Below are 21,344 nucleotides of genomic sequence, written 5' to 3' on the forward strand. Positions count from 1 at the left end.
TTCCCGTCAGTTAAGTTCTTTTGGTTTTGGTGGTAATAAAAGTGATACAGAACCAGGCTAAAGGCACCATGAATGCAGCCGTCACAAAAAGCGTGATGTAGCTGGTTTTGGTGATAATGGGCACCAGGAAATTGATAATAATAGTACCCAGCACGGCGGCTGTGCCACCAAGCCCGGATACGGTACCCACGTTTTTGCCATGGTAATAATCAGCAGGTAAGGTTTGAAGATTGTTGATCAGAAATTGAAAACCGAAAAGTGTGGCGCTGATCAGTGCAATCGCAAGGTTTACATGAGAAGACAATTGATCGAGCGAAAACGCTGTTGCGGCCAGGGCAGCCAGCATAATTGCCGCGCCGATCGTAATGGCGCTTTTGCGTGCTTTCGCCGGTGCGACACCTCTCCGTACAAGCGCCGAAGAATAAAAGCCACCCAGCAATCCGCCGACTGCGGCAAACAGGTAAGGCACCCAGGCAAACGCTCCCACTTGTTTGATATCAAATTCGAATTGGTCTTTGAGGAAGGTAGGTAGCCAGATCACAAACACCCACCAGATCGGATCGATAAAAAAACGCGAAGTGATGATGCCCCAGGTATTGCGGAAACGAAGCAGTTCTTTCCAACTAAGCACTTTAACACCGGCAGTTCCGTTGGCACCGGCAGTATCTTTATCCAGGATATGATCCTGTTCTTCTTTGGTGATCCAGGGATGTTTATCCGGTGTGCTTTTATTGATGAGCAGCCAGGGAATTACCCAGAGGATGCCTAATACGGCTATGCCGGCAAAAGTAGCGCGCCATCCGTAGGAAAGGTACAAACCTGCAATTACCGGTGCGGCTACCACGGAGCCCATGGACGCGCCTGCACCAAAAATGCCCTGCGCAATAGCGCGCTCCCGCACGGGAAACCATTCGGCATTGCTCTTCGTCGCTCCCGGCCAGTTACCGGCTTCACTTACGCCCAACAGCATGCGGAACACACTGAAAGACGCCAGCGAACGGGCTACCGCGTGTAAGGCAATGGAAATGCTCCAGCCAACGATAGACACCACCATACCCATGCGGGTGCCGATCGCATCCATCATCTTGCCGGTCAGCGTCTGTCCAATTGCATAGGCTACGAGAAAGAAATTGGAGATGAGACCGAGCGCAGCTTTGCTGTTTTCATCAGCAATCCCGAATTCTTTATAGATGTATGGCCACATGATATTGATCGCGCTACGGTCAATGTAATTGATGATCGTAGCCACGGCAATAAGCGTGATGATCCACCAGCGAAGTCCCTTTACTTTCATGCCTTTGTTTTAGATCCGGTTAGTTCGTCAGCGGAATGTTTGCCACGCCGCTGCCTGCTCCCGAAACTGTATTGGAAGTGTAAACCTTGTTTCCTGTTGTAGTGCCGTTGCTGCCGCTCAACTGTATATTGAATCCATAGCCTGCGGTATTGACGGTGCACTGATTGCTTTTGAAAATATTGTTGTTGCCCCAGCCTGAAAGCACCACATGTACCTGGTAACCGTCTTTGAAAATGGTGCCGCCGGGATTAAATCCTGTATTGCTTTCAATGAGGTAGTTATTTCCTTTTACATCGATCCAGCTATCGCCGCTGTTGGCACCCGTGATACCGGTGGCATCGAAATAATTATTACGGATAATGCCCGCGGTTGTACCCTCTTTCACATCGATACATTCCGCCGTTACGTTCGGACCAATATGGTTGTTAAGCACCTGGTTGGAATCGCATTTATCGGGCTGGCCATTGGTATAGCTGGCCCAATTGCTTTTAGCAGAACCGATATAAATGCCCTCGCCATAATCAGGTGTCTTCAGGCCTACATGCGATACCGTGCAGCGGCGCACCGTATTCAGGGCGCTGAATTTGCGGAGGTGAATACCTTCTTCACCGATGTTGTTAACGGCAAGACTGTCGATCTCGCAATTGCGGATGCCATCTGCCATCAATCCTTTCAGGCCATTGGTCAGTGTGATCCCTTTTACAATCCAGTAAGAAGATTGCAGGTGCAGTACATAACCGGTTTGAATGCTACCGGCATCCAGCACTGCCTGGCGGCTGCCGCGCAAAGTGATGGGGTTGACAGCGGTACCATCTTTTCCCGCGGCCACTACAAACTTGCCGCTGTAGGTGCCGTTGGCAAGAATGATATCATCACCCGGACGCGCATCGAGCAATGCGGCTTTCAGTTGCGATGCCGTACTTACGTGCACTGTACGCAAAGGAGCACTGGCCGTTTGCTCAACGGGAGCCGGTGTTACAGGCTCGTTGCTGCCGGAAGGAGTATTACTCTTGGCGCAACCCAGCAATGCTGCTGCAATGATCAGGGAAAAGAGATGAGTCATGTTGATTATTTTATAAAGTCTTCGCGCATGGGGCTGAACATGTCGATCAATACACCTGCTTCCAGGCATACACAGCCATGCAGCAGATTTGGCGGAATGATGTAGGCATCACCGGCTTTCAGAATTTTTTTCACACCATCGATCTCCACTTCAAATACACCGCTCTCCACGTGTGTGATCTGTGAATGATAATGCTGATGCAATACACCGATGCCGTTGGTGTCGAACGACACTTTCACGAACATCAGTTTTTCGTCGTAAGCCATGATCTTGCGTTTCACACCTTCGCCCACGATTTCCCAATCCAGTTCGTTGTCCTCAATAAACACCTTTACAGTTGTCTCGCTAGTTCCCATTTTGTGTGGTTTGTTATGATTTAATTTTTGATTATTATAATTGTTTGCCGTCGTACCATACAGCATACGGGCCCTGCCAGTTGCCAACGTCGGGCAATTGATGTCTCGTGCCTGCTTTCGCATCGGCATTGGCCTGAGCGATCAGCAACCGCTTCCCTCCTATCATGATTTCCGCAACCGTATACGCTTCCGTATCGGTGAGCAGTTTGATCTGTTTAACGGCGGAATAAGCGCCGGAAGAAAATTCAGCTACGGGATCAAATTTGCCGTGTATCTCCACCACGTTTACAAAAGTGGCATTATCGGTCTGCTGACGGATGATATAAGAAGGTTCGTGACGCACGTTGAAATTAGGATCGCCGGCTCCCGAACGCGTAAAGAACAAAGAAGCCTTACCGCGAATGAGTGAGGAGATACTATAATATGTACGGCCATTCAGGAAGGTCAGTTGCGCCAGCGTATCGTTTACATTTGCCTGCGCCTCTTTCCACAAAAACTGATAACCGTTCTTTTCACCCAAAGCCTGCTGTTGACGGGTGAATGCTTCGTATTTCGTACCCGCACTGATCAGATGACCTTTGTAATGGAATGGCAGATCGTATTGGTGTTTTGCCGCAGATTTTACCTTGAACAGATCGGCCACCAGTCTTTGTCCGCCGGGCATATCCAGCAGATACAGCGTGCGATTCATCTTCACACCGCTGTAAGCATTTTCTTCTTTAGCCGCTACAACCTGTACCGCTTTCCTGCTGATATCGCTGAATACTTTATCGGAATGATATTTTTCACCGATTTCTTCTTTTCCGTTGAAATGGCTGTTCTCGTCTACCACCAGGGTATTATGCGCAATCGTCTGCGATGCATACTTTGTATTTTCCGGCAGATAGCGCCCTCCGTATTTTTGTTCTACACCAATAAAACGCACGGAACCATAATCGCTGATGATCTCATTTCCTTTATCAAAAAGATTGAAGTTGAGTTTATCGAAATGGCCATGTGAAAGACCATGAGCGGAGTATTTATAGATCAGGGTTGTCAGATCGTTACCGGCTCCCGCGCGCAGCAGGCTTATGCCGCCTTCATCACCTTTTACACCGTCGGTATATTCAATCGAACGATAAGGATAGGCGTCCGGCATTTTTTTGGAAGTGGCCATTTCTTTGGCAATAGATGCTCCGCCACGGCTGAGCAATACCTGGTTTTGTTTACCCGCCACATACAACAATGCGCTGTCGCGTCCGTATACATCCCAGGCAATGTCTACTGCTGTTACCAGTTCATTGGTGGTATAATCTTTTTCTTTCAACGCATCATTGAGCGGGAAGAATGTTCCGTCGAGATTTGTCTGCTGCAGTCCGGCGAGCAGAGCTTTGCGCAGGATACTGTCGCGGTGGCGGAAGATGCCAAGCGTTGGTCTCGAACGATGCAGTGCGTTGGCAAAAAGATAGTAAGGAAGAATGGCATAACGCACATAATAAGGTCCTTCCGTATAGTATCCATCGGGAGAGAAAAGTCCGTCGAGTTGTGCCAGGAATCCGCTTTTCCCGTCTTTCTTTGTGCCGTAAAGCGCCATGTCCACATAATCCTTGTTGTCGGTAGCGATACCAACAATGCCCACACCTGCACAGGCCCACACACCGTGGTTGTGAATCAGATCAAACCAGGAAGCGAGATCTTTGGTGAGGTACTCAACCTCCGGTTTGAAAGCGCCCTCTTCTATGCGTTTGCGCTCGGCCGAAGTAAGACTGTTGTGCACGAGATCATACGCAATGCCTGCATACACCAGCCAGTTGGCATCATTGAGCGCCTGCCAGAAAATATGTCCGGGTGAACTGCTTGTCGCCTGCGGGTGTTTGGACAAGGCCGGGTTTAGTACGGCGTATTTTAATAAAATGTCTTTTACCAATGTGGCATAACGGCGATCGCCTGTTATATTATATAACAGACCGGCGTTGAACATCAGTATGTAGTTGGCTTTGTGACGGTCGTGTGTATAACCACCGGCAGGGTCTTTCGGGTAAGGAACGTCGACGTCCTTTCCGAGCCACGCATCTACCTGCGACTTGATATTGTTGTAAGAAGATGTAAGAACCGGGTAGCGGTTGAGTCCCATCCGTACGTCCAGCGCATCCTGACGGTTGAGAAAGGTTACCGGGTGCTGCGCCTGTACGGCACCAGCAAAGGATAAAAAGATAAAGGCAATCAGCAATCGCAAAGCAAACAGTATTAAGGAACGGCCGGTATGGCTACCGGCCGTTACCGGTTATGCAAAATAAGTTCCACCATTGATCTCCACACTTTCACCGTTGATGAAAGAGGAAGCATCGCTGGCCAGGAAGAGCACGAGATCACCTACTTCACGCGCTTCACCTTCACGGCGCAAAGGAGTGGCCGCCGCCACATTGGCGCGCACTTCAGGCTTGGTGAATGTGTTGTGAAAAGTAGTATTGATCATACCCGGGGAAATGCAGTTCACACGGATACCTTTCGGACCGAGTTCTTTTGCCAGGCCACGGGTCAGTGTAAGCACACCACCTTTTGCGGTAGCATAAGCGAGCGCACCAAAACCGCCGCCATCGCGGGCTGCCTGCGAAGCAAAGTTTACGATGGCTCCGCCAGAAGGAATATGTGGCAGTGCAGCTCTAGTTACCATATAAACGGATTTCAGGTTCACCGCCATAACCGCATCCCAGAATTCTTCGTCCAGATCACCGAGCAGCTTACGACCCAGGATACCACCTGCTACGTTCACTACAATATGAATTTCCTGGCCAAATGCAGTCACGGTGGCTTCGATCAGTTTGGCCACATCTTCCGCTTTGGTCATGTCGCCCTGCACACCGATGGCTTCACCACCTGCTTCTTTGATCAGCCGCAGGGTTTCGTCACCAGCTTCCTTACTACCGAAATAATTAACACAAACCTTAGCGCCGGCCGCAGCCAGCTTCAGCGAAGCCTGCTGTCCGATATCGCGGCCACCACCGGTTACAATCGCTACTTTTCCTTTTAATGAATACATACTGATTGAACAGAATTAAAGAGTAAAATAATACCGGTCAGTTTGCCAGTATATCCCGCCGGCTCTTTTAACAGAAGAAGGAGAATGGATCGAATGGCAAACTTTCCGTTGTAATATTAAGCCGTTTTGTGCCGGTAGCTTTTTTATCCGGTTCTGGAAATTTTTTAATAATCCGCCGGATTGATAGAAAAAATCAATCGAAACGGGTCCGCAATTTAAGAAAATACAAAAATTAATTCCCGATAACGTTACCGGCAACGCTACCGGGATTTCCGTAACCATCTTTATCCTAGCTTTATCGCCTGATGACTTTTGCCATATGAACAAACCCGCTACAATCAAGGACATTGCCCGCCAGCTCAACATCTCTATTTCAACGGTATCGCGCGCGATGCGCAACGCACCGGATGTAAATATCGAGACGCGCAAAGCGGTAATGGCGTTGTCCGAAGAACTCAACTATCAGCCGAACAAGCTCGCGCTGAGCCTTAAACAGAAACAAACCCACAACATCGGTGTATTGGTTCCCAACCTGGATTATGTACTGGCCACGATGGTCAAAGGCATAGACGAAGTGGCGCTGGAAGCCGGTTATACCGTGATGGTTTGCCAGAGTAATGAATCATTCGGACGTGAAATCGTTAACATGCGCCGCCTGCTCGACAGCCTGGTGGACGGTTTCATCATTTCCGTTTCGAGTGAAACAAAAGTGTTCGATCACTTTCGCAAAATCCAGGAAAAGCAAATGCCGATGGTCGTATTTGACCGCATGACGCCCTTCCTGCAGGCGCCGGGTGTACGTATCGACAACGAAGACGGCGGTTTTCAGGCTACCGAGCACCTGATCGAACAAGGTTATAAACGCATCGCCATTCTTGCCGGACCTAAAAATCTCGGTATCAGCAATGAAAGGCTCGACGGTTATTTGCGTGCCTTGAAAAAATACAAGATGAAACCGGACCAGGATCTCATCATCTATTGTGATTTCAATCAGCACTACGCTTACCTCGCCACGCAGGAATTGCTGCAGATGAAAAAAAGACCCGATGCCATTTTCACGATCAGCGACCGCATGGCCATCGGCGCCATGCTTGCCATCAAGGAAAAAGGATTGCGCATGCCGCAGGATATCGGACTTGTCGGCTTCAACAACGAACCGGTTGTGAGCCTGGTAACGCCCGGCATCAGTTCCGTGGATCAACCGGCCTTCGAACTCGGAAAGATCGCCGCCAAACTTTTTATCGAGACGATGCACAATGAAAGCGACATGAGTCACGTGGAAGAAGTGCTGAAAGTAAAACTGATCGTCCGCGAATCATCCCAACGAATTGTAACAAAAAATGGAAGAACTAAATAAACGAACTATGATACGATTGTTGTCTGTCCTTACCGGTTTGTTAATGAGTGTTGCCCTGTATGCAGGAACCATCATTGTAAAAACGCCCGCTGAACTGAAAACCGCCGCTGACAAAGCGCAGCCCGGCGATGTGATCATCCTGAAAAACGGTGAATGGAAAGATACCCGCCTTACGCTCAAATGTGAAGGCACTGAAAAACAACCGATCACTTTCAAAGCGGAAACAGCCGGTAAAGTACGCCTCACCGGCAACTCCTGGCTCAAGATCGGCGGTTCCTATATCATTGTCGATGGCTGGCTTTTTGAAAATGGCTTTGCAGGCAGCAACCCGGTGATCGATTTCCGCGCCAACAAAAACACGGTGGCCAATAACTGCCGCGTAACCAACACGGTGATCAACGACTTCAACAATCCCCGCCGCATGGACGAGAACTACTGGATCTCTTTCTCCGGAAAAAACAACCGTCTCGACCATTGCAGCTTCCGCGACAAGAAGAACATGGGCGTATTGCTGGCCGTCATTCTCGATGACGACCGCAGCCGCGAAAACCATCACTCCATCGATCACAACCATTTCGGCCGCCGCCCGCCACTGGGCTCCAATTCCGGCGAGATCATCCGTGTCGGCGTTTCACAACACTGCCAGTTCAATTCCAACACACAAATCACCGACAACTATTTTGAATACTGTGATGGCGAAACGGAAATCGTTTCCATCAAGTCCGGCGGCAACGTGGTACGCGGCAATGTTTTCAAAGAATCACAGGGAAGCGTGGTATTGCGCCACGGCGATAACAATACCGTTACCGATAATTTGTTCCTGGGAAATGGCAAGCCCGGAACCGGTGGTGTGCGCGTGATCAACAAAGGTCAATGGGTGGTGAACAATTATTTCTATCAATGCCGCGGTGTCGATTTCCGCTCACCGCTTTCTGTGATGAACGGCATTCCCAACTCACCGGCACACCGGTATGTGCAGGTGACCGACGCGGTGATCGCCAACAACACATTTATCGATTGCACACCCGCTTCTTTCTGTGAAGGCAGCGATGCCGAAAGAACATTGCCACCTGACAATGTATGGCTGGTCAACAATATTTTTTACAATAACACTGACTCGCTTATTTACCGCGCATTCGACGCCACGAATGGTTTCAATTTCGCCGGCAATACCGTCAATAAAAATGTAAAACAGGAAGTCGACAACGGCTTTGCCAAAACACCCTTCAACGGGAAGAGCTATGCGTTGTATGCATTGCCCTTACCGGCGATGAACCAGATGGCTACGTTGAGCGATTCGCTGCAGCAGGTGGCCAGCCAGCGTTTGGGTCACCCACTCTCCGAGCAGGTTGGTTTCAGAGACGGCGGATTGATTCAGCAATTGCGTAAAAACATTGCCACCTGTGGCGCGCCGTGGATCAAAATCAACGCAACCGGCAAGCAGCCTGCTGCCATTACGGTCAATTGCCGCACGGCCGATGATGTGTACAAAGCATTGGAAAAAAATCGCCCTGTAATTATAAAACTGACCGGCAAACAATACGATCTTACGCGTCCGTTTGTGATCGGCAGCTACGCACGTTTCACCGCCGGCGCCAATCAGTTTGTCAATATCACTACACCGGCAGGCCAACGCAGCGCTTTTGAAATTGCTGGCAATGGTCATCTTGTGTTGCAGCAGATCCGCCTCGATGGCGCGGGCGTAAAAGCTACTCATTTCATTGCCAGCAATCACGAAGGCAGTGCACAACATTACAACCTCGAAATCCGCAACAGCGCGGTACGCAATCTTTCGGATGCCAATGGCTGTACCAGCATTTTCTATGCCTATAAATCGATGCTGGCCGACAGTTTCGTGGTGCGTAACAGTGTTTTCTCCAACAACCAGTGCCGCGGCTTCATCATGGATGAAGAGAAAGACGATAAAGGCTACTACAATGCGGAAAAGATTACCATTTCCCAGAATATATTTGAAAAACAACGCGGCATCCTGCTGCAGGTATACCGTGGCGGCAACGATGAAAGCACGCTCGGGCCGCAACTGACCTTCAGCCGCAACAGCATTACGGATTGCAAAGCGCCGGACAACGCGCCTTTATTTGTGTTCACAGGCGTGCAGATAACCGATATCTTTGCCAACCAATTTACCAATGCCAACCCTTCGGCAACGCTGATCAGCTATAAGGATATTGTAAGAGCGCGTCACCGTTTCGCACAGAACAATCTCACCGGATCCGGCGAATTGCAGAAGAATGGCTTTGTCACCGAAACCAATAACACGATCAATTCACATTAAAAAAAATAGCATGAAGATTATTCACCAGGTACATCCCGAAGATTTTGTCCGTTATACCACGCAGCAGATACGCGACCGTTTCCTGCTGGAAAGCCTGGTGGTAGCCGACAAAATCGAATGTGCCTATACGCATTACGATCGCATGATCGTGGGAGCAGCTTATCCCGTTAAAGGTTCTCTCAAGCTTGGCACTTATGACCAATTGAAATCAGAAAACTTCCTCGACCGCCGCGAGATCGGCATCATCAACATTGCCGGCAATGGCCGCATCACAGTTGATGGCGAAGCCTACGATCTGGAAAAACAGGATTGTCTTTATATTGGCAAAGGCAAAAAAAACATCACATTCGAAAGCGCAGCAGCAGACGCACCGGCGAAGTTCATCTTCTTCTCCTGCCCTGCTCATAAAGAATGTCCCACACGCCTGATGAAACCTGCCGAAGCATTGCCAGCCGAACTGGGAAGCCTCGACAATAACAACCACCGCACGATCAACAAATACATCCATATGGATGGCATCGAAAGCTGCCAGCTGGTATTGGGTGTAACCACTTTCAAAAAAGGAAGTATCTGGAATACGATGCCCGCGCATCTCCACGACCGCAGAATGGAATCTTATTTCTACTTCGATCTGCCCGAAGGTCAGCGTATCATCCACTTCATGGGACAGCCGCATGAAACGCGCCACATTTTCCTGAACAACGAACAGGCCATCCTGTCGCCAAGCTGGAGCATCCACAGCGGCACCGCTACGGCCAGCTATTCATTTATCTGGGCAATGGCCGGCGAGAACATGGCCTTTACAGACATGGACCCCGTAAATGTGCAGGAACTTCAATAAACAATCATCCATCTTTTATAAAAAAAGAAAACATGCTCAATTTCCGCGTAGATGGTAAACTGGCCCTCGTAACAGGCAGCAGCCGGGGCATTGGATTGGCGATCGCTACAGCGCTCGCAGAATCGGGAGCCGATATCATTGGTGTAAGCAGCAAGCTGGAACCCGCAGGTTCCGCATTGGAGAAGGCCGTAACCGGTGCAGGACGTAAGTTCTACGCTTACCAGGCCGATCTCAGCAGCCGCGAATCGCTGTATACATTTATTGAAAAAGTAAAAGCCGATCATCCGCGCATCGACATTCTCATCAACAATGCCGGGCATATCATGCGCGCGCCGGTGGCCGAACACCCTGATGAATATTGGGACACGATCATCAACATCAACCTCAATGCACAATTCATTCTCACACGTGAAATAGGCAAACGCATGGTGGAACAAGGCGCAGGAAAAATCGTATTTACCTGCTCATTGCTTTCCTTCCAGGGCGGGATCAATGTGCCGGGTTATGCAGCGAGCAAAGGTGCGGTATCCTCACTGCTGAAAGCCTTCTCCAATGAATGGGCCAAATCAGGCGTCAACATCAATGGTGTGGCTCCGGGATATATTGCCACAGACAATACGGCGCAGCTCCGTGCGGATGAAGAGCGCAATGCAGCCATCCTCGCACGTATCCCAGCCAACCGCTGGGGCACACCCGAAGACATGGCCGGAGCATTTGTATTCCTGAGCTCTCCCGCATCAGATTATATGAATGGTTCCATTATTACCGTAGATGGCGGATGGATGGGCAGATAATACAAATGTGAAAATTTGAAAGTCTGAAAATTTGAAAATGAAATACAAGAGAGGCTTTTGATCCGGACATCTGCACTGGCGTACATAGATAGTAGATCCAAGAGGCGAAAGCCGTCAGACAAAAAATATTTTGAATTTTTACTTTTGAATTTTGAATTAATAAAGCCCCGCAAACGGGGCTTTATTTGTTGTTAAAGGTACCTGCTATTACTCTTTAACAAACTTGAGGGATTCCAAACCTCCTCCATCGTAAAAAATCTTTAACACATAAACGCCTGCTCCAAACTGATCAACCGGTATACGTACCAGGGAATTGCCGGCCGACTCCTGTTTGCGCAGCAACAGAAAACCTGCCGCATTGTATAATGCTAAATGCGCGGCACGTTTGCCTTGCGGTATCGCAACATAAAGCGTATGCTTTACCGGGTTGGGCGCAATACTTGCCGCCTTCAATCCCGACAAATTCATCAGTGATATAACATTGGAATAAGTAAACCGGTTATCGTCGTCGGTCTGACGGATACGGTAATAGTTCATGCCAGGGTCAGGTTGTGTATGTGTAAACTGATAATAACTGGTTTGCTGGCTATTTCCGGCAGCGGGCAATTTGCCCACTGCGCGGAAAGCCCGTCCGTCCGTGCTATGCTCGATAAAAAAGCTATCTGTCTGCGACTCCGATGCGGTTGCCCAATCGATCTTTGCGCCTTCCGTTTTCATTTCTCCACGTACATACAACCAGGTTAATGGCAATGGTGTGCCGTAGTTGAAAGGCATCCAGGCATTGAGACTCCACGGGTTGCTGCGGCTGCGAAGATGGATAACATGTGGCCCCTGGCTAATAGCAGCCAATGGCACCTGGAAGGAGATATTGGCCACATCCGTTCCGGAAGTAAAGCTCACCAGCCTGCCATTTCCGTATCCCGGGTCATTGTCTATGTAATATTCAATATCCGATAAAGGTTGCAGAGGTCCGGCGGAAGGATAAGACGTCATTTGCGTATTATCAAAATAGAAAATACCGGTAAGGCTCCATTGCCCTGCCTCATCACGGGTACGTACATACAACTGATGAATACCCGGAGCTGCTTCGGCAAGATTGATGACCACGGGATGCGCCTGCAAATCAGTTGTGGCAGGCAGTGCAACCGGAATACCATTACCGAAACCGGGATCATTGTCCAGGAAATATTCCATTTCCCTGATGGGCGCCGCCGTTGCGGCTACAGGATAATCTTTTACTGAAATATTGCTGAACACAAACGTGGACGTCAAACTCCAATGTCCTGCATCATCCTTAGTACGTACATAGAGACGGTGCACACCGTCACGCAATCCGGTAAGGTCTACCGGTACTGTCAAAGATGCCACATCCGTAAGAGCAGGCAACGAAATACTCCTGCCACTGCCAAGTCCCGGGTCCTCATCGAAAAAATATTCGGCTTGTTGCAGCATGGGTCTTGTTCCGGATACGGGATAACCTGGTTGTGCCGCCGCAAACAATATCATCAACAGGGAAGCGCCTGCTAATACATTTCTTTTAAACACATTTCTCATAACATCAATTGTTGGAGCGGGTGCTCAGGGTTACAGTCATGGAGGTGGCAGAGGATGGTACGTTTGCGGGTACACTCATAGCATACACAGATGGTATCTGGGGAATGCCACTCAACCGGTACGGATCGCCCGTACCAAAAGCGCCGATATCAGGTGTAACGCCATTGACCGGTTCACCCGCGCCGCGTGCGGGAGAAGTAGCGGTCAACTGATAGCGCGCATCAGCCGATCCGGTATTGACAAATACATCCGCCAACGACCGGCCAACGATATTGAAAGCACTTGCCGGCAGGGCAGCTAATATAGGCGCGCTGCTGTATTGCGACATATTATACCGCACTGTGCAGTTCACAAAGACCGGCGCATTGATGTTTGCAAAATAATTGTTGCTCACATAGGCGTCCGCAATCCTGTTAAGACCCAGGAAAATATTATTGCGGAAAAGCATATTGAGTCCTCCACCAAAATTGGTATTCTGTGTAACGATATTATTGCGAAATACAAGCCCGTCGAGCATAAAACCCGTGGAGAACGTTACATAATTAAGCATATTCTGCGATATCTCCCATCCGGTCATGCGCGTGTTGGGGATCGCCGTGCCGGTAGAATAAACCGAAAGTGAACAACGCGCTATTTTAATATTGTCCACCGATGACCCCGCATAGATCTGGTTTAAGCGCAGGCCATAAAACTGACTCCCCGATGCAAGTGAATCCAGTGTAATGGAATTGATAGTAGCCATCAGCGTAAGTACCTGCAGGCCGGAGTTTTCATTGAGCAAATAACCCGGACCAAAAAAGATCAACCGTTTAGTGAGCGATGTGGAAACCGAATAATTATCTGCAGAGCCTTCAACATAAACGGTATCGCCATCAGATACATGTCCGTTTTGAATTAACTCGTTCAGCGTTTTAAAATCAGCCTGTATCCCCGCTGTATTGTTGACGCGCCACACCATTGCATTGACGGGAAGAAAACCTGCTGCCAGCAGACAGGCGATGAAAAAAAGTTTAAAGTGCATGTTGTTTATCTTTTAATTAATTAGCTTAATGGAATTATCTATATGCCTTCAGTGCATTGCGGAGACAGTTCAGTTGTTTCCTGGTGACGCCATATCGGTCCGTCACGGCCCACACAGCGTCGCCTATTTTGGAATATATTTTTTGCCATTCCGGTTCTATGTAGTCCTCCGCAAATACATCCCACGGATTGCGATGCCTGGTCAACCGCAAACCAGGAAGATCGCGAAACTCTTCAAGCAATTTAAGCAGCGAAGGATCTGTGGTTACTACGTATTGATTATACATATCCCTGCCGATCGGGTAATTGCGCGTGTCGGCGTCGAAATTTTCTTCCCAGGGAAATCCGCGGCGCTCGTTCAGACAAGCCACGCCTAAGTATATGGTCGTTGTATCGCGCCCACCGCCGCCATTGATGGTGGGTGGCACCGGCACCATAAAACGCGTAATGTTCAACCCGTTCTGCAAGCGTCCTTCTTCCGTACTCACCACAATAAGCCCCGCCGGAAATTCAACATTTACCGTACCACCTCCAACGCGCTCGTTCACAAAACTGATATCCGCATAAAAAGAATTGGAAGCGCCATACAGGTTATCCGGTGAAGGGTTAAAGCGATAATGCGGGCGCCGTACAATGCGGATGCCGTCGGGCAATACCCACGCATTGCCAACCGGATCACCATCCCTACCGCCGATGCCGGGTTGATTCGAAGAAGGAGCAATCACAATTTCAAAATCATCTTTATTTTCGGGGGACTTATCGCAGCCTGTAAGGCACAGCATCCCTCCAATGGCCAGCAGCCAGTATTGCAGAAATTTCATACTTATTTTTTGGGAGAAGAAAAGATCAGGATTCGTACAAGTACTCGAGCTTTGCACAGTTGTCGCACTGCCCGGCTATTTGCGGTTCAAAATTCATTTCGTAACTATCACTGAAACGCTCTGTTGTGTTCCAGGTGCGCAGTAGCACCGACCTTCCCTGGTATCGCGCCGAAATGCGGTAACGTCCTACCGGCACCCCTTTTACCTGGTGACCATCCGCCGCCCTGGTAATGAACGCGGCGATGGTGCTGCCGTCCACTAAGGGGCCGAGTGGTTGAAAAGTGAATTCAATAGCCGACGGGTCGGGAATACCTGCTCCGGGATAATTATCAATCGTTACCAGCCCTCCATAGTTGCCTGACAAAGGCTGTTGCATCTCACCGGCCAGACGCCATTGAAAATTCCGGATAGCTCCTTCACCACCAAAACCGGTAGCCTCATCCGGATGCAGATAAAAGGTAAACCGCTTTCCATGATAGCTCACTTCATGCTGGGCAAACGCATACCAGGAGCCGTTGGGAATGGCGATCCTGTATTCACCAGCCGTGTTGGTGCGCGCGGTAATGTTGGAGTTAAAAAAAATACTGTTGTCGACAATGATCCTCACGTTACTCAGGGGATTGCCACTGGCGTCCCAAACAGTTCCACGAACGATTCCGCGATCAGCACGTGTGCCACCGTCATCGGAAGACTTTTTGCAGGCGGCTGTCAGCAGGACAGCCATCAGCATAATGGGTAAAAAATTGTATCGCATAAAATGGTCTTGATTAGACCACAAAACTAGCAGACTATACAAAGCCGCTTTTCAGGGGAAAAACGGAATTAAAATAATTACGTAGTACTACGTATTCCATCTAACGCCCGCGGATGCTATATCTTTGCAGCAGTTTATTACACTACTGATGCCACTTAAAATAGCCATAGCAGATGATCACGAACTGATCATCAGAGGATTTGAAAGCATGCTGCAAACCTTTACGGATTGCGAATTGCTGTTCACCGCCATCAATGGAGAAACACTGCTCCGGAAGTTGCAACAACAACAACCCGATATTTTGCTGCTCGATATACAGATGCCGGACCACAATGGTATCGATTTGTGCAAGAGTATTACATCAACCTATCCTGCCGTGCGCATCATGGCATTGACCAACCTTGAAGAAACGCATTATGTAAAGAAAATGCTTCGCAATGGCGCAAGCGGTTACCTGCTGAAGAGCGCAGATCCAACTACCCTGCTCAAGGCAATAGATACACTTTCCAAAGGGGAACAGTTTATCGACGAACGCCTGCAGAAAATGTTGCTGGCGGAGAGTATTACGGGAAAAAGAAAAAGCACACAGGTGTTGCTCACCCGCCGCGAAACAGAAATACTCCGGCTGATTGCCGAAGAGTATACTAACCAGGAAATAGCGGACAAACTTTTCATCAGCCTGCGTACAGTTGAAACGCACCGGCTCAATATTTCGCAAAAGCTGGATGTAAAAAATACGGCAGGGCTTGTGCGGGAAGCTTATTTACGCAACCTGGTTTCCTGATTTCCTGTTTACTGCCAGTGCAAGAGAAATGGCCGTACCATTTCCCGGAGAAGATTCGATCTGGTAATCGCCATTCAGCAGTTTTATTCTTGCCAATAAATTATACAACCCGATACCATTGCTTCGAAGCTGCGCCGCATCAAAACCTTTCCCGTTATCTTCTATCACCAGCGAGAGCTGATCATTTTCCATTCCCAACTGCACGAGCGCCTGCGTTGCCCCTGAATGTTTCTGGATATTATTGACTGCTTCCTGGATAACCCGGTAAATCAGCAATTGCGATTCCTCCGGCATACCGGGTAGTTGGCCGGTAATATATACCTGTATCTCAAGATGATCGTTGCTCACCCGCGCACAGTAGCTTTTTACGGCATATTCCAATCCTTCGCGAAGCAAAATTTCCGGCGCCAGGTTATGCGAAAGACTCCTGATCTCATGAAGGGCATTTTCTACCAGGTCCACGGCTTTGCCGCACAGCGGTGCCTTGCTTTGATCGATGCCAACCTGTAATGTATACAAATGCATTTTTGCAGCAGACAGGGTACTGCCTACGCCATCGTGCAGCTCGCGTGCCGTACGTGTACGTTCCTGCTCTTCTCCCTGCAACCGGGCCTGCAGCAAGGCCGCATTCCTTTTGGATTGATTGGCTTTTCTTTTTTGCTTACGCACAAGATAACCACCGGCAACCAACAGCATCAAGACAACGATAAGCGCGATCGCCAAACCGATCCACGCATTCTTTCGCTGAAGCTGGTTGTGCTGCTGGCTCAACCGTAATTCCTGCCTGGCAAGCGTCTTCTCTTTATCGGAAGTCTGGTAACGGATCTCCAGTTCCTGCACAGACATCCGCGTGGCATGATTCACCAGCGAATCATTCAGCTCGGTATATTTTTGCAAAAGGTCAAATGCCTGTGCCGGCAGGTTCAATTTCGATTTGATCTCAGCGGCCTGCTTATACAATTCGCGTAATTCAATTTTAGATAAATGTTCTTCCGCGAGTGACAATACGCCATCGATGTATTTCCCTGCCAGTGACAACTGCCCCATAGCCTGATACGTACCTGCAAGTCCTGACAGAATACGCACTTCGTAATCGTCGGAAGCTTCCTCATTAATCATCTCACGCGCTTTCTCATATGCATCGATGGATTCCTGATAGCGTTTAAAATGCCGGTAAATTTCACCAAGATTAATATAGGCCGTCATCGTGGTGGCCTGTGGTGTTTTATGCTGCAACAGCAGCGTCTGACGGCTGTGGAGCAATGCAGAATCATAATGTCCGTTCAGTACTTCGCTCACGGCCAGATTGACAAGGCTATTGGCAATCTGCACCGAATCATCCATTTCCCTCGCCAGCGCATATCCCTTCCGGGCATAGTGCAGGCTTTTTTCTTTATCCTTTAATTCAAAAAAAATAGAAGCAAAATTGGAATAGAATTTCTGCATCGTCTGCCGTTCATTCAATTGTTCAGCTATCTCCAATGCCGATACGAGGTGTTCGGTAGCCGTGCGCATCATGCCTTTTTCCTGGTATTGCAGCGCCATGTTGTTAAAGGCATTTGCTTCTTTCCTTTTATCGCCGGTCTGGCGGGCAACGGTCAGTTGTTCCGTCGCCACCTCAAGCGCTTCATCGAAGCGAAGCTGGCTGTAAAGCAAACCGGTATAACGGCCTGTGTACTCCAGGAAGCCGGGATAGAATTCGATGGAACGGGCGAGCTGTCCGGCTTGCTTATAAAAGATCTCGGCCGAGTCCAGTTTGCCGGCCGTCCAGCTGGTTCTTGCACGCGCCAGCAAATCATTGACAGTAGTGGTATCGCGGTCATTACTTCCAAAGCAATGGAAAGCCGGACAAAGCAATACCAGGAGCAGGTAACGTTTAGATAAGGAGTTAAGCATGGTTGTAAGGGATGCAGGTCGTAAAAATAGCCGAAACCGGCAAACATAGGACAACCGGCCATCCTTTTACCCTTTAAGAAAAACATAAAAAAAGCCCGCCGTTTTTTGCGGCGGGCTAACATTTGTAAGGAAATGAATTACTGTACGCGGGTAACGAAGTTCACTTCGATATCTGTCCCGGACTTGGGACTGTCTACAGCATCTGCGGCGGCTTTACCGGGAGGATTGCCGGGATAGTGGCGCAGTACAACCCGGATAGAGCCGGTTGCTGCGGCAGTGGTGGTCCAGGTACTGGTGAGACCGACAGGCACACCGTTGCTGTCGTTGTCAAGATTGGAAACCGTGATATTGCTGCCTGCAGCAGGGATGTAATAGAAGCGGTGCGCATCTTTTTCTTCTTCGATCTCGGTCGTGATATCGTCTACCGGATTGGCCGTAACGTTCAGCAACTGCACGCTCACATTATAAGTCTTTGATGGAGCCAGTACGATATCCTGTTGCACAGGAGCCAGTCCGCCCGGACCATCCGCATCCTCAAACTGATAAGTGAGCGTAGTGCCACCGCCCACGGGTACAAAGGTGAGTTTCATGGTGGTGATCACTTCTTCATCATTTGTTTCTGTTTCGTCCTTATCCTTTTTACATGAGGTCAATACCAGGCCTGTTGCGAATGCTGCAAAGGCAATTTTCATTAACTGTTTTTTCATTTTCGTTGATTTTAAATAATGAGAAGAATGTATGATTATTATTTATTGCCATTATTAATGGGCACGCGTAAGCGAAAGCCGATGTTGCGTCCCTGCTCATCCGTGAAATAGCGCATGCTGTTTAAATAATCGCGGTAACGCGTATTGAGCAGGTTCTGCACACCTATGCCAAACGTCAATGGTACATTGCCGGCTTTCACCGTAGTAGAAGCATTGAGCGCTATCAGATCGTAAGCGGCAGGAGGTGCTTTATAGTCTTGTTTACCATTTGTTTCGTCCGGCACGCGCCGCTGACGATCCACATGCTGCCAGCTGGCCGATATATAACTGTCTTTCCATCGTCCTTTGTCCTTGAACTGGTAGGTAAGTTCATTGGTATAACGATTAGAAGGCATCCAGATCAGCCAGTCGTTGCGGCTACGGTCTTTGGCATAGAGAATGGAAAGTTTTCCTTCCCACTCGAGGCGTGGAAGAATTTTGGCAGTCAATGCCAGATCGGTTCCGTACAGCAGTGCATTGGTCTGCGTGTATTCAATCAGCGGGAACGCACCCGCAATCGTCAATACGGGTTCATCCGGACGCGGTTGCTGGTAAATAAAGTCATGGATATAATTGGCATAAACCTGCCAGTCAGCGCTGAACTTTTTAGACGGTGCATCATAACGCACACCGGCTGTGCTGTTCAGCGAACGTTCGGGTTTGAGAAAAATATTTCCTTTTTCATACGTAGCCGTTCCGTGGTGAATACCATCGCTCAGCAATTCATTCACATAAGGTGCGCGGGTGGACAAACTGATGCCTGTCTGTATGCTCCACGGAGCAGATGGCCGGTATTGCGCCTGCACGGATGCAGCCAATGTCGAGAAAGAGAAATTATAATCGAGCGTATCGCCATTGAATTTCAGGCGGCGCGTATCGATGTTTTTCGCATCATAACGAACACCCGCCTGCAATTCCCATTTATGCTTACGCCATTTCTCCAACGCATAGGCACCAATCGTGTGGGAAAAATAGTTGGGAATGAAATAACGTCCGCTGTAGCTGTTGTCCTGTTGCATGAACGACACACCGGCCATGCCGGTAAAATTGCCGATACGCGGATGTTCCCAACTCAGGTCTTCGGTAAATGTAGCAATGGAGAGATCAAGTTGCGGGCTTGTGTTGGACGAACTTCTTACGATATCGTACTCCCGGCGGTGATTGAACTGTCCTGCTACAGAAACGGTAAACTTATGTTCACCTAAAGAGAAGCCCGATTTTATTTTTGCTAACTGATGGCTTACCTGCTGATAGGGACGGTTGATCGAATAAGTCTGTTGGCCCAGGAAAACAGGATCAGGTTTTTCCGCATTGATCGCATTTAAAAGATCCGTCAGGTTGCCAATGTGTGAGCCGGGAAAGATGCCGATCTTGGTATTGAACTGGCTGTAGAAAACTTCGGTATTGAATTTTTCCTTTTTCCAACCTGCGGTCACTGAAAAATTCGCTTCGCGGGAGGCGGTATTGTTAAGACGGTAATCGGGCGTATTGATATTGCCCCCCTGGCGGAATGTGCCTTGCAAACGGTAGCGGAATGCCGGCACTTTTTTCAGTTGCTGCTCCCATACACCGGACATCACATACTGCCTGTTATTGGTAAAATAACCGGTATTCAATTCGGCAGCATACCCGGGTTGATCGCGCAAAGGACGCGGCTCCACGAGAATAACACCACCAATGGCATCGGAACCATACCGCAATTCATCCACGCCTTTTACCACCGACAATTTGCCGGCGATGAATGGATCAATCTCGGGTGCGTGTTCATTTCCCCACTGTTGACCTTCCTGCCTTACGCCGTTGTTAATCGTGAGCAAACGGCTGCTGTGCAGACCATGTATAACAGGCTTGGAAATAGTAGAACCTGTTTGCAACAACGTTACGCCGTTGATACGGCTGAGTGCTTCGGCCAGTGTTTTGCCACGCGTTTCTTCCAGGTCACGGGCGGTGATCTGCTGACGTCCTGCTGGTTTGGGTTGTTGTGATTCCACCACGATCTCCCCCAATGTTTTGCGCGCGTGTGGCAACAAAAGATCGAGGTGCTGATCGCGTGAAAGGACAATACGTTTTGTTTGAAGATCACAGCTAACGTGCGTAATCTCCAGCGTATAGGTGCCGGGACAAAGATTGGTAAAACGGAAATCTCCGTTCTGATCCGTGAATACCTGCTGACCTGTTTCCTGCAACTTTACAGTAGCGGCCGCCAGTTTCTCACGTGTATCAAGGTCTTCGGCATGTCCTGATAGCGTTAACGCACAGGTTTGTGCGGAGCTCTCCCCGACCCAGACGGCCAGAAAGAGAAACAATAAATACTTCAAAGCTGAAAAATTGAATAAACAAGAGTGGACAGCTCATTGCTGCCATGTAAAGGGAGATCAGCCCAGTGAGGGCGGGCCACGTTGGGCATGCACACGATTAACAGCGGTAAGGATCACAGAAGTCCAGTCCGTCTGTTGAGGTGTATAAAATGAGCGCGGAATAACACTGACCGCTATCTCATCTTGTTCGGTGAAGGGGGAAGTAGCAACGAGTTTGTTGCAATCGCATTGAATACCGGTATCGCGCAGGTGATATTTGCCATCAAGCGGAATATCACACACCGCCGTGTCGGTATGACCGGCAAAGATGTCGTGCCAGTAGCGGCGTGGCGTGGTACTGATCGTAAAAATCAGCAACAGCATCAGCGCTAATAAGGACCGTATGGATGATTTGTTCTGCAAATAATTTTTGCTACTTAGTTGCAAAACTA

The 21,344-nt window shown here is 49.0% G+C and carries 18 protein-coding genes; 5 read left to right on the plus strand and 13 right to left on the minus strand.

Translation table 11 applies throughout. The features are described 5' to 3' along the window. Positions 1 to 10: 10 nt before the first annotated feature. The 5 genes from H608_RS0117605 to H608_RS0117625 are packed head-to-tail and all read right to left on the minus strand — an operon-like array spanning position 11 to position 5,732. Complete coding sequence (locus H608_RS0117605; RefSeq protein WP_028788840.1) at positions 11 to 1,294, minus strand: MFS transporter; 1,284 nt, start codon at positions 1,292 to 1,294, stop codon at positions 11 to 13. Positions 1,295 to 1,313: 19 nt separating this feature from the next. Next, the gene (locus tag H608_RS22840) at positions 1,314 to 2,357 is read right to left on the minus strand and encodes a right-handed parallel beta-helix repeat-containing protein (RefSeq protein WP_051268423.1); all 1,044 of its coding nucleotides are present in this window, start codon (positions 2,355 to 2,357) and stop codon (positions 1,314 to 1,316) included. A 5-nt stretch (positions 2,358 to 2,362) separates the two neighbouring features. Next, on the minus strand, positions 2,363 to 2,713 hold the full coding sequence (locus H608_RS0117615) for a cupin domain-containing protein (RefSeq protein WP_028788841.1): 351 nt from the start codon (positions 2,711 to 2,713) through the stop codon (positions 2,363 to 2,365). A gap of 34 nt (positions 2,714 to 2,747) precedes the next feature. Beyond that, positions 2,748 to 4,928 carry an alginate lyase family protein gene (locus H608_RS0117620; protein ID WP_155990233.1) on the minus strand — a complete coding sequence of 727 codons (2,181 nt, stop codon included), beginning with the start codon at positions 4,926 to 4,928 and terminating at the stop codon, positions 2,748 to 2,750. A 48-nt stretch (positions 4,929 to 4,976) separates the two neighbouring features. Beyond that, a complete protein-coding gene (locus tag H608_RS0117625) occupies positions 4,977 to 5,732 on the minus strand; it encodes an SDR family NAD(P)-dependent oxidoreductase (protein WP_028788843.1) in 756 nt (251 codons plus the stop codon). Positions 5,733 to 6,051: 319 nt separating this feature from the next. Here H608_RS0117625 and H608_RS0117630 point away from each other — a divergent pair, with 319 nt between their 5' ends. The 4 genes from H608_RS0117630 to H608_RS0117645 are packed head-to-tail and all read left to right on the plus strand — an operon-like array spanning position 6,052 to position 11,020. Further along, positions 6,052 to 7,089: a LacI family DNA-binding transcriptional regulator gene (locus H608_RS0117630; RefSeq protein WP_038008940.1), complete on the plus strand. Its 1,038-nt coding sequence runs from the start codon at positions 6,052 to 6,054 to the stop codon at positions 7,087 to 7,089. Between the two features lie 7 nt (positions 7,090 to 7,096). Beyond that, positions 7,097 to 9,385, plus strand: a complete 2,289-nt coding sequence (locus H608_RS22845) for a polysaccharide lyase 6 family protein (RefSeq protein WP_162142894.1) — start codon at positions 7,097 to 7,099, stop codon at positions 9,383 to 9,385. Between the two features lie 10 nt (positions 9,386 to 9,395). Further along, on the plus strand, positions 9,396 to 10,226 hold the full coding sequence (gene kduI / locus H608_RS0117640) for a 5-dehydro-4-deoxy-D-glucuronate isomerase (RefSeq protein ID WP_028788845.1): 831 nt from the start codon (positions 9,396 to 9,398) through the stop codon (positions 10,224 to 10,226). A gap of 32 nt (positions 10,227 to 10,258) precedes the next feature. Continuing rightward, entirely contained in the window at positions 10,259 to 11,020 is a 762-nt protein-coding gene (locus tag H608_RS0117645; RefSeq protein WP_028788846.1) for an SDR family NAD(P)-dependent oxidoreductase, read from the plus strand. Between the two features lie 207 nt (positions 11,021 to 11,227). Here H608_RS0117645 and H608_RS0117650 read toward each other — a convergent pair whose 3' ends face one another. The 4 genes from H608_RS0117650 to H608_RS0117665 are packed head-to-tail and all read right to left on the minus strand — an operon-like array spanning position 11,228 to position 15,169. After that, a complete protein-coding gene (locus H608_RS0117650; RefSeq protein ID WP_028788847.1) occupies positions 11,228 to 12,574 on the minus strand; it encodes a T9SS type A sorting domain-containing protein in 1,347 nt (448 codons plus the stop codon). A gap of 4 nt (positions 12,575 to 12,578) precedes the next feature. Further along, a complete protein-coding gene (locus H608_RS0117655) occupies positions 12,579 to 13,595 on the minus strand; it encodes a hypothetical protein (RefSeq protein ID WP_028788848.1) in 1,017 nt (338 codons plus the stop codon). A 34-nt stretch (positions 13,596 to 13,629) separates the two neighbouring features. Then, positions 13,630 to 14,415 carry a hypothetical protein gene (locus H608_RS23820; protein WP_051268426.1) on the minus strand — a complete coding sequence of 262 codons (786 nt, stop codon included), beginning with the start codon at positions 14,413 to 14,415 and terminating at the stop codon, positions 13,630 to 13,632. Between the two features lie 25 nt (positions 14,416 to 14,440). Next, on the minus strand, positions 14,441 to 15,169 hold the full coding sequence (locus H608_RS0117665) for a carboxypeptidase-like regulatory domain-containing protein (protein ID WP_028788849.1): 729 nt from the start codon (positions 15,167 to 15,169) through the stop codon (positions 14,441 to 14,443). Between the two features lie 148 nt (positions 15,170 to 15,317). Between H608_RS0117665 and H608_RS0117670 the strand changes: the two genes are divergently transcribed. After that, a complete protein-coding gene (locus tag H608_RS0117670; protein WP_028788850.1) occupies positions 15,318 to 15,953 on the plus strand; it encodes a response regulator in 636 nt (211 codons plus the stop codon). Here H608_RS0117670 and H608_RS0117675 read toward each other — a convergent pair. The 4 genes from H608_RS0117675 to H608_RS0117690 all read right to left on the minus strand — a co-directional run bounded on the left by H608_RS0117675 (position 15,933) and on the right by H608_RS0117690 (position 21,276). After that, the gene (locus H608_RS0117675; protein WP_028788851.1) at positions 15,933 to 17,849 is read right to left on the minus strand and encodes a tetratricopeptide repeat-containing sensor histidine kinase; all 1,917 of its coding nucleotides are present in this window, start codon (positions 17,847 to 17,849) and stop codon (positions 15,933 to 15,935) included. The genes H608_RS0117670 and H608_RS0117675 overlap by 21 nt on opposite strands. A 137-nt stretch (positions 17,850 to 17,986) precedes the next feature. Then, positions 17,987 to 18,556, minus strand: coding sequence for a hypothetical protein (locus H608_RS0117680; RefSeq protein ID WP_028788852.1), 570 nt, complete (start codon positions 18,554 to 18,556; stop codon positions 17,987 to 17,989). A 38-nt stretch (positions 18,557 to 18,594) separates the two neighbouring features. After that, positions 18,595 to 20,913 carry a TonB-dependent receptor gene (locus H608_RS0117685; protein ID WP_028788853.1) on the minus strand — a complete coding sequence of 773 codons (2,319 nt, stop codon included), beginning with the start codon at positions 20,911 to 20,913 and terminating at the stop codon, positions 18,595 to 18,597. A 57-nt stretch (positions 20,914 to 20,970) separates the two neighbouring features. Next, positions 20,971 to 21,276, minus strand: coding sequence for a hypothetical protein (locus tag H608_RS0117690; protein ID WP_162142895.1), 306 nt, complete (start codon positions 21,274 to 21,276; stop codon positions 20,971 to 20,973). Positions 21,277 to 21,344 lie beyond the last annotated feature (68 nt).

It is taken from the genome of Terrimonas ferruginea DSM 30193 (assembly GCF_000425585.1).
In the GTDB taxonomy this organism is placed as follows: Bacteria; Bacteroidota; Bacteroidia; order Chitinophagales; family Chitinophagaceae; genus Terrimonas; species Terrimonas ferruginea.

Coding starts and splice junctions, on each gene's coding strand:
- H608_RS0117605 (WP_028788840.1), bottom strand. CDS start 1,294: ATGAAAGTAAAGGGACTTCGCTGGTGGATCATCACGCTTATTGCCGTG.
- H608_RS22840 (WP_051268423.1), bottom strand. CDS start 2,357: ATGACTCATCTCTTTTCCCTGATCATTGCAGCAGCATTGCTGGGTTGC.
- H608_RS0117615 (WP_028788841.1), bottom strand. CDS start 2,713: ATGGGAACTAGCGAGACAACTGTAAAGGTGTTTATTGAGGACAACGAA.
- H608_RS0117625 (WP_028788843.1), bottom strand. CDS start 5,732: ATGTATTCATTAAAAGGAAAAGTAGCGATTGTAACCGGTGGTGGCCGC.
- H608_RS0117630 (WP_038008940.1), top strand. CDS start 6,052: ATGAACAAACCCGCTACAATCAAGGACATTGCCCGCCAGCTCAACATC.
- H608_RS22845 (WP_162142894.1), top strand. CDS start 7,097: ATGATACGATTGTTGTCTGTCCTTACCGGTTTGTTAATGAGTGTTGCC.
- kduI (WP_028788845.1), top strand. CDS start 9,396: ATGAAGATTATTCACCAGGTACATCCCGAAGATTTTGTCCGTTATACC.
- H608_RS0117645 (WP_028788846.1), top strand. CDS start 10,259: ATGCTCAATTTCCGCGTAGATGGTAAACTGGCCCTCGTAACAGGCAGC.
- H608_RS0117650 (WP_028788847.1), bottom strand. CDS start 12,574: ATGAGAAATGTGTTTAAAAGAAATGTATTAGCAGGCGCTTCCCTGTTG.
- H608_RS0117655 (WP_028788848.1), bottom strand. CDS start 13,595: ATGCACTTTAAACTTTTTTTCATCGCCTGTCTGCTGGCAGCAGGTTTT.
- H608_RS23820 (WP_051268426.1), bottom strand. CDS start 14,415: ATGAAATTTCTGCAATACTGGCTGCTGGCCATTGGAGGGATGCTGTGC.
- H608_RS0117665 (WP_028788849.1), bottom strand. CDS start 15,169: ATGCGATACAATTTTTTACCCATTATGCTGATGGCTGTCCTGCTGACA.
- H608_RS0117670 (WP_028788850.1), top strand. CDS start 15,318: ATGCCACTTAAAATAGCCATAGCAGATGATCACGAACTGATCATCAGA.
- H608_RS0117675 (WP_028788851.1), bottom strand. CDS start 17,849: ATGCTTAACTCCTTATCTAAACGTTACCTGCTCCTGGTATTGCTTTGT.
- H608_RS0117680 (WP_028788852.1), bottom strand. CDS start 18,556: ATGAAAAAACAGTTAATGAAAATTGCCTTTGCAGCATTCGCAACAGGC.
- H608_RS0117690 (WP_162142895.1), bottom strand. CDS start 21,276: ATGCTGTTGCTGATTTTTACGATCAGTACCACGCCACGCCGCTACTGG.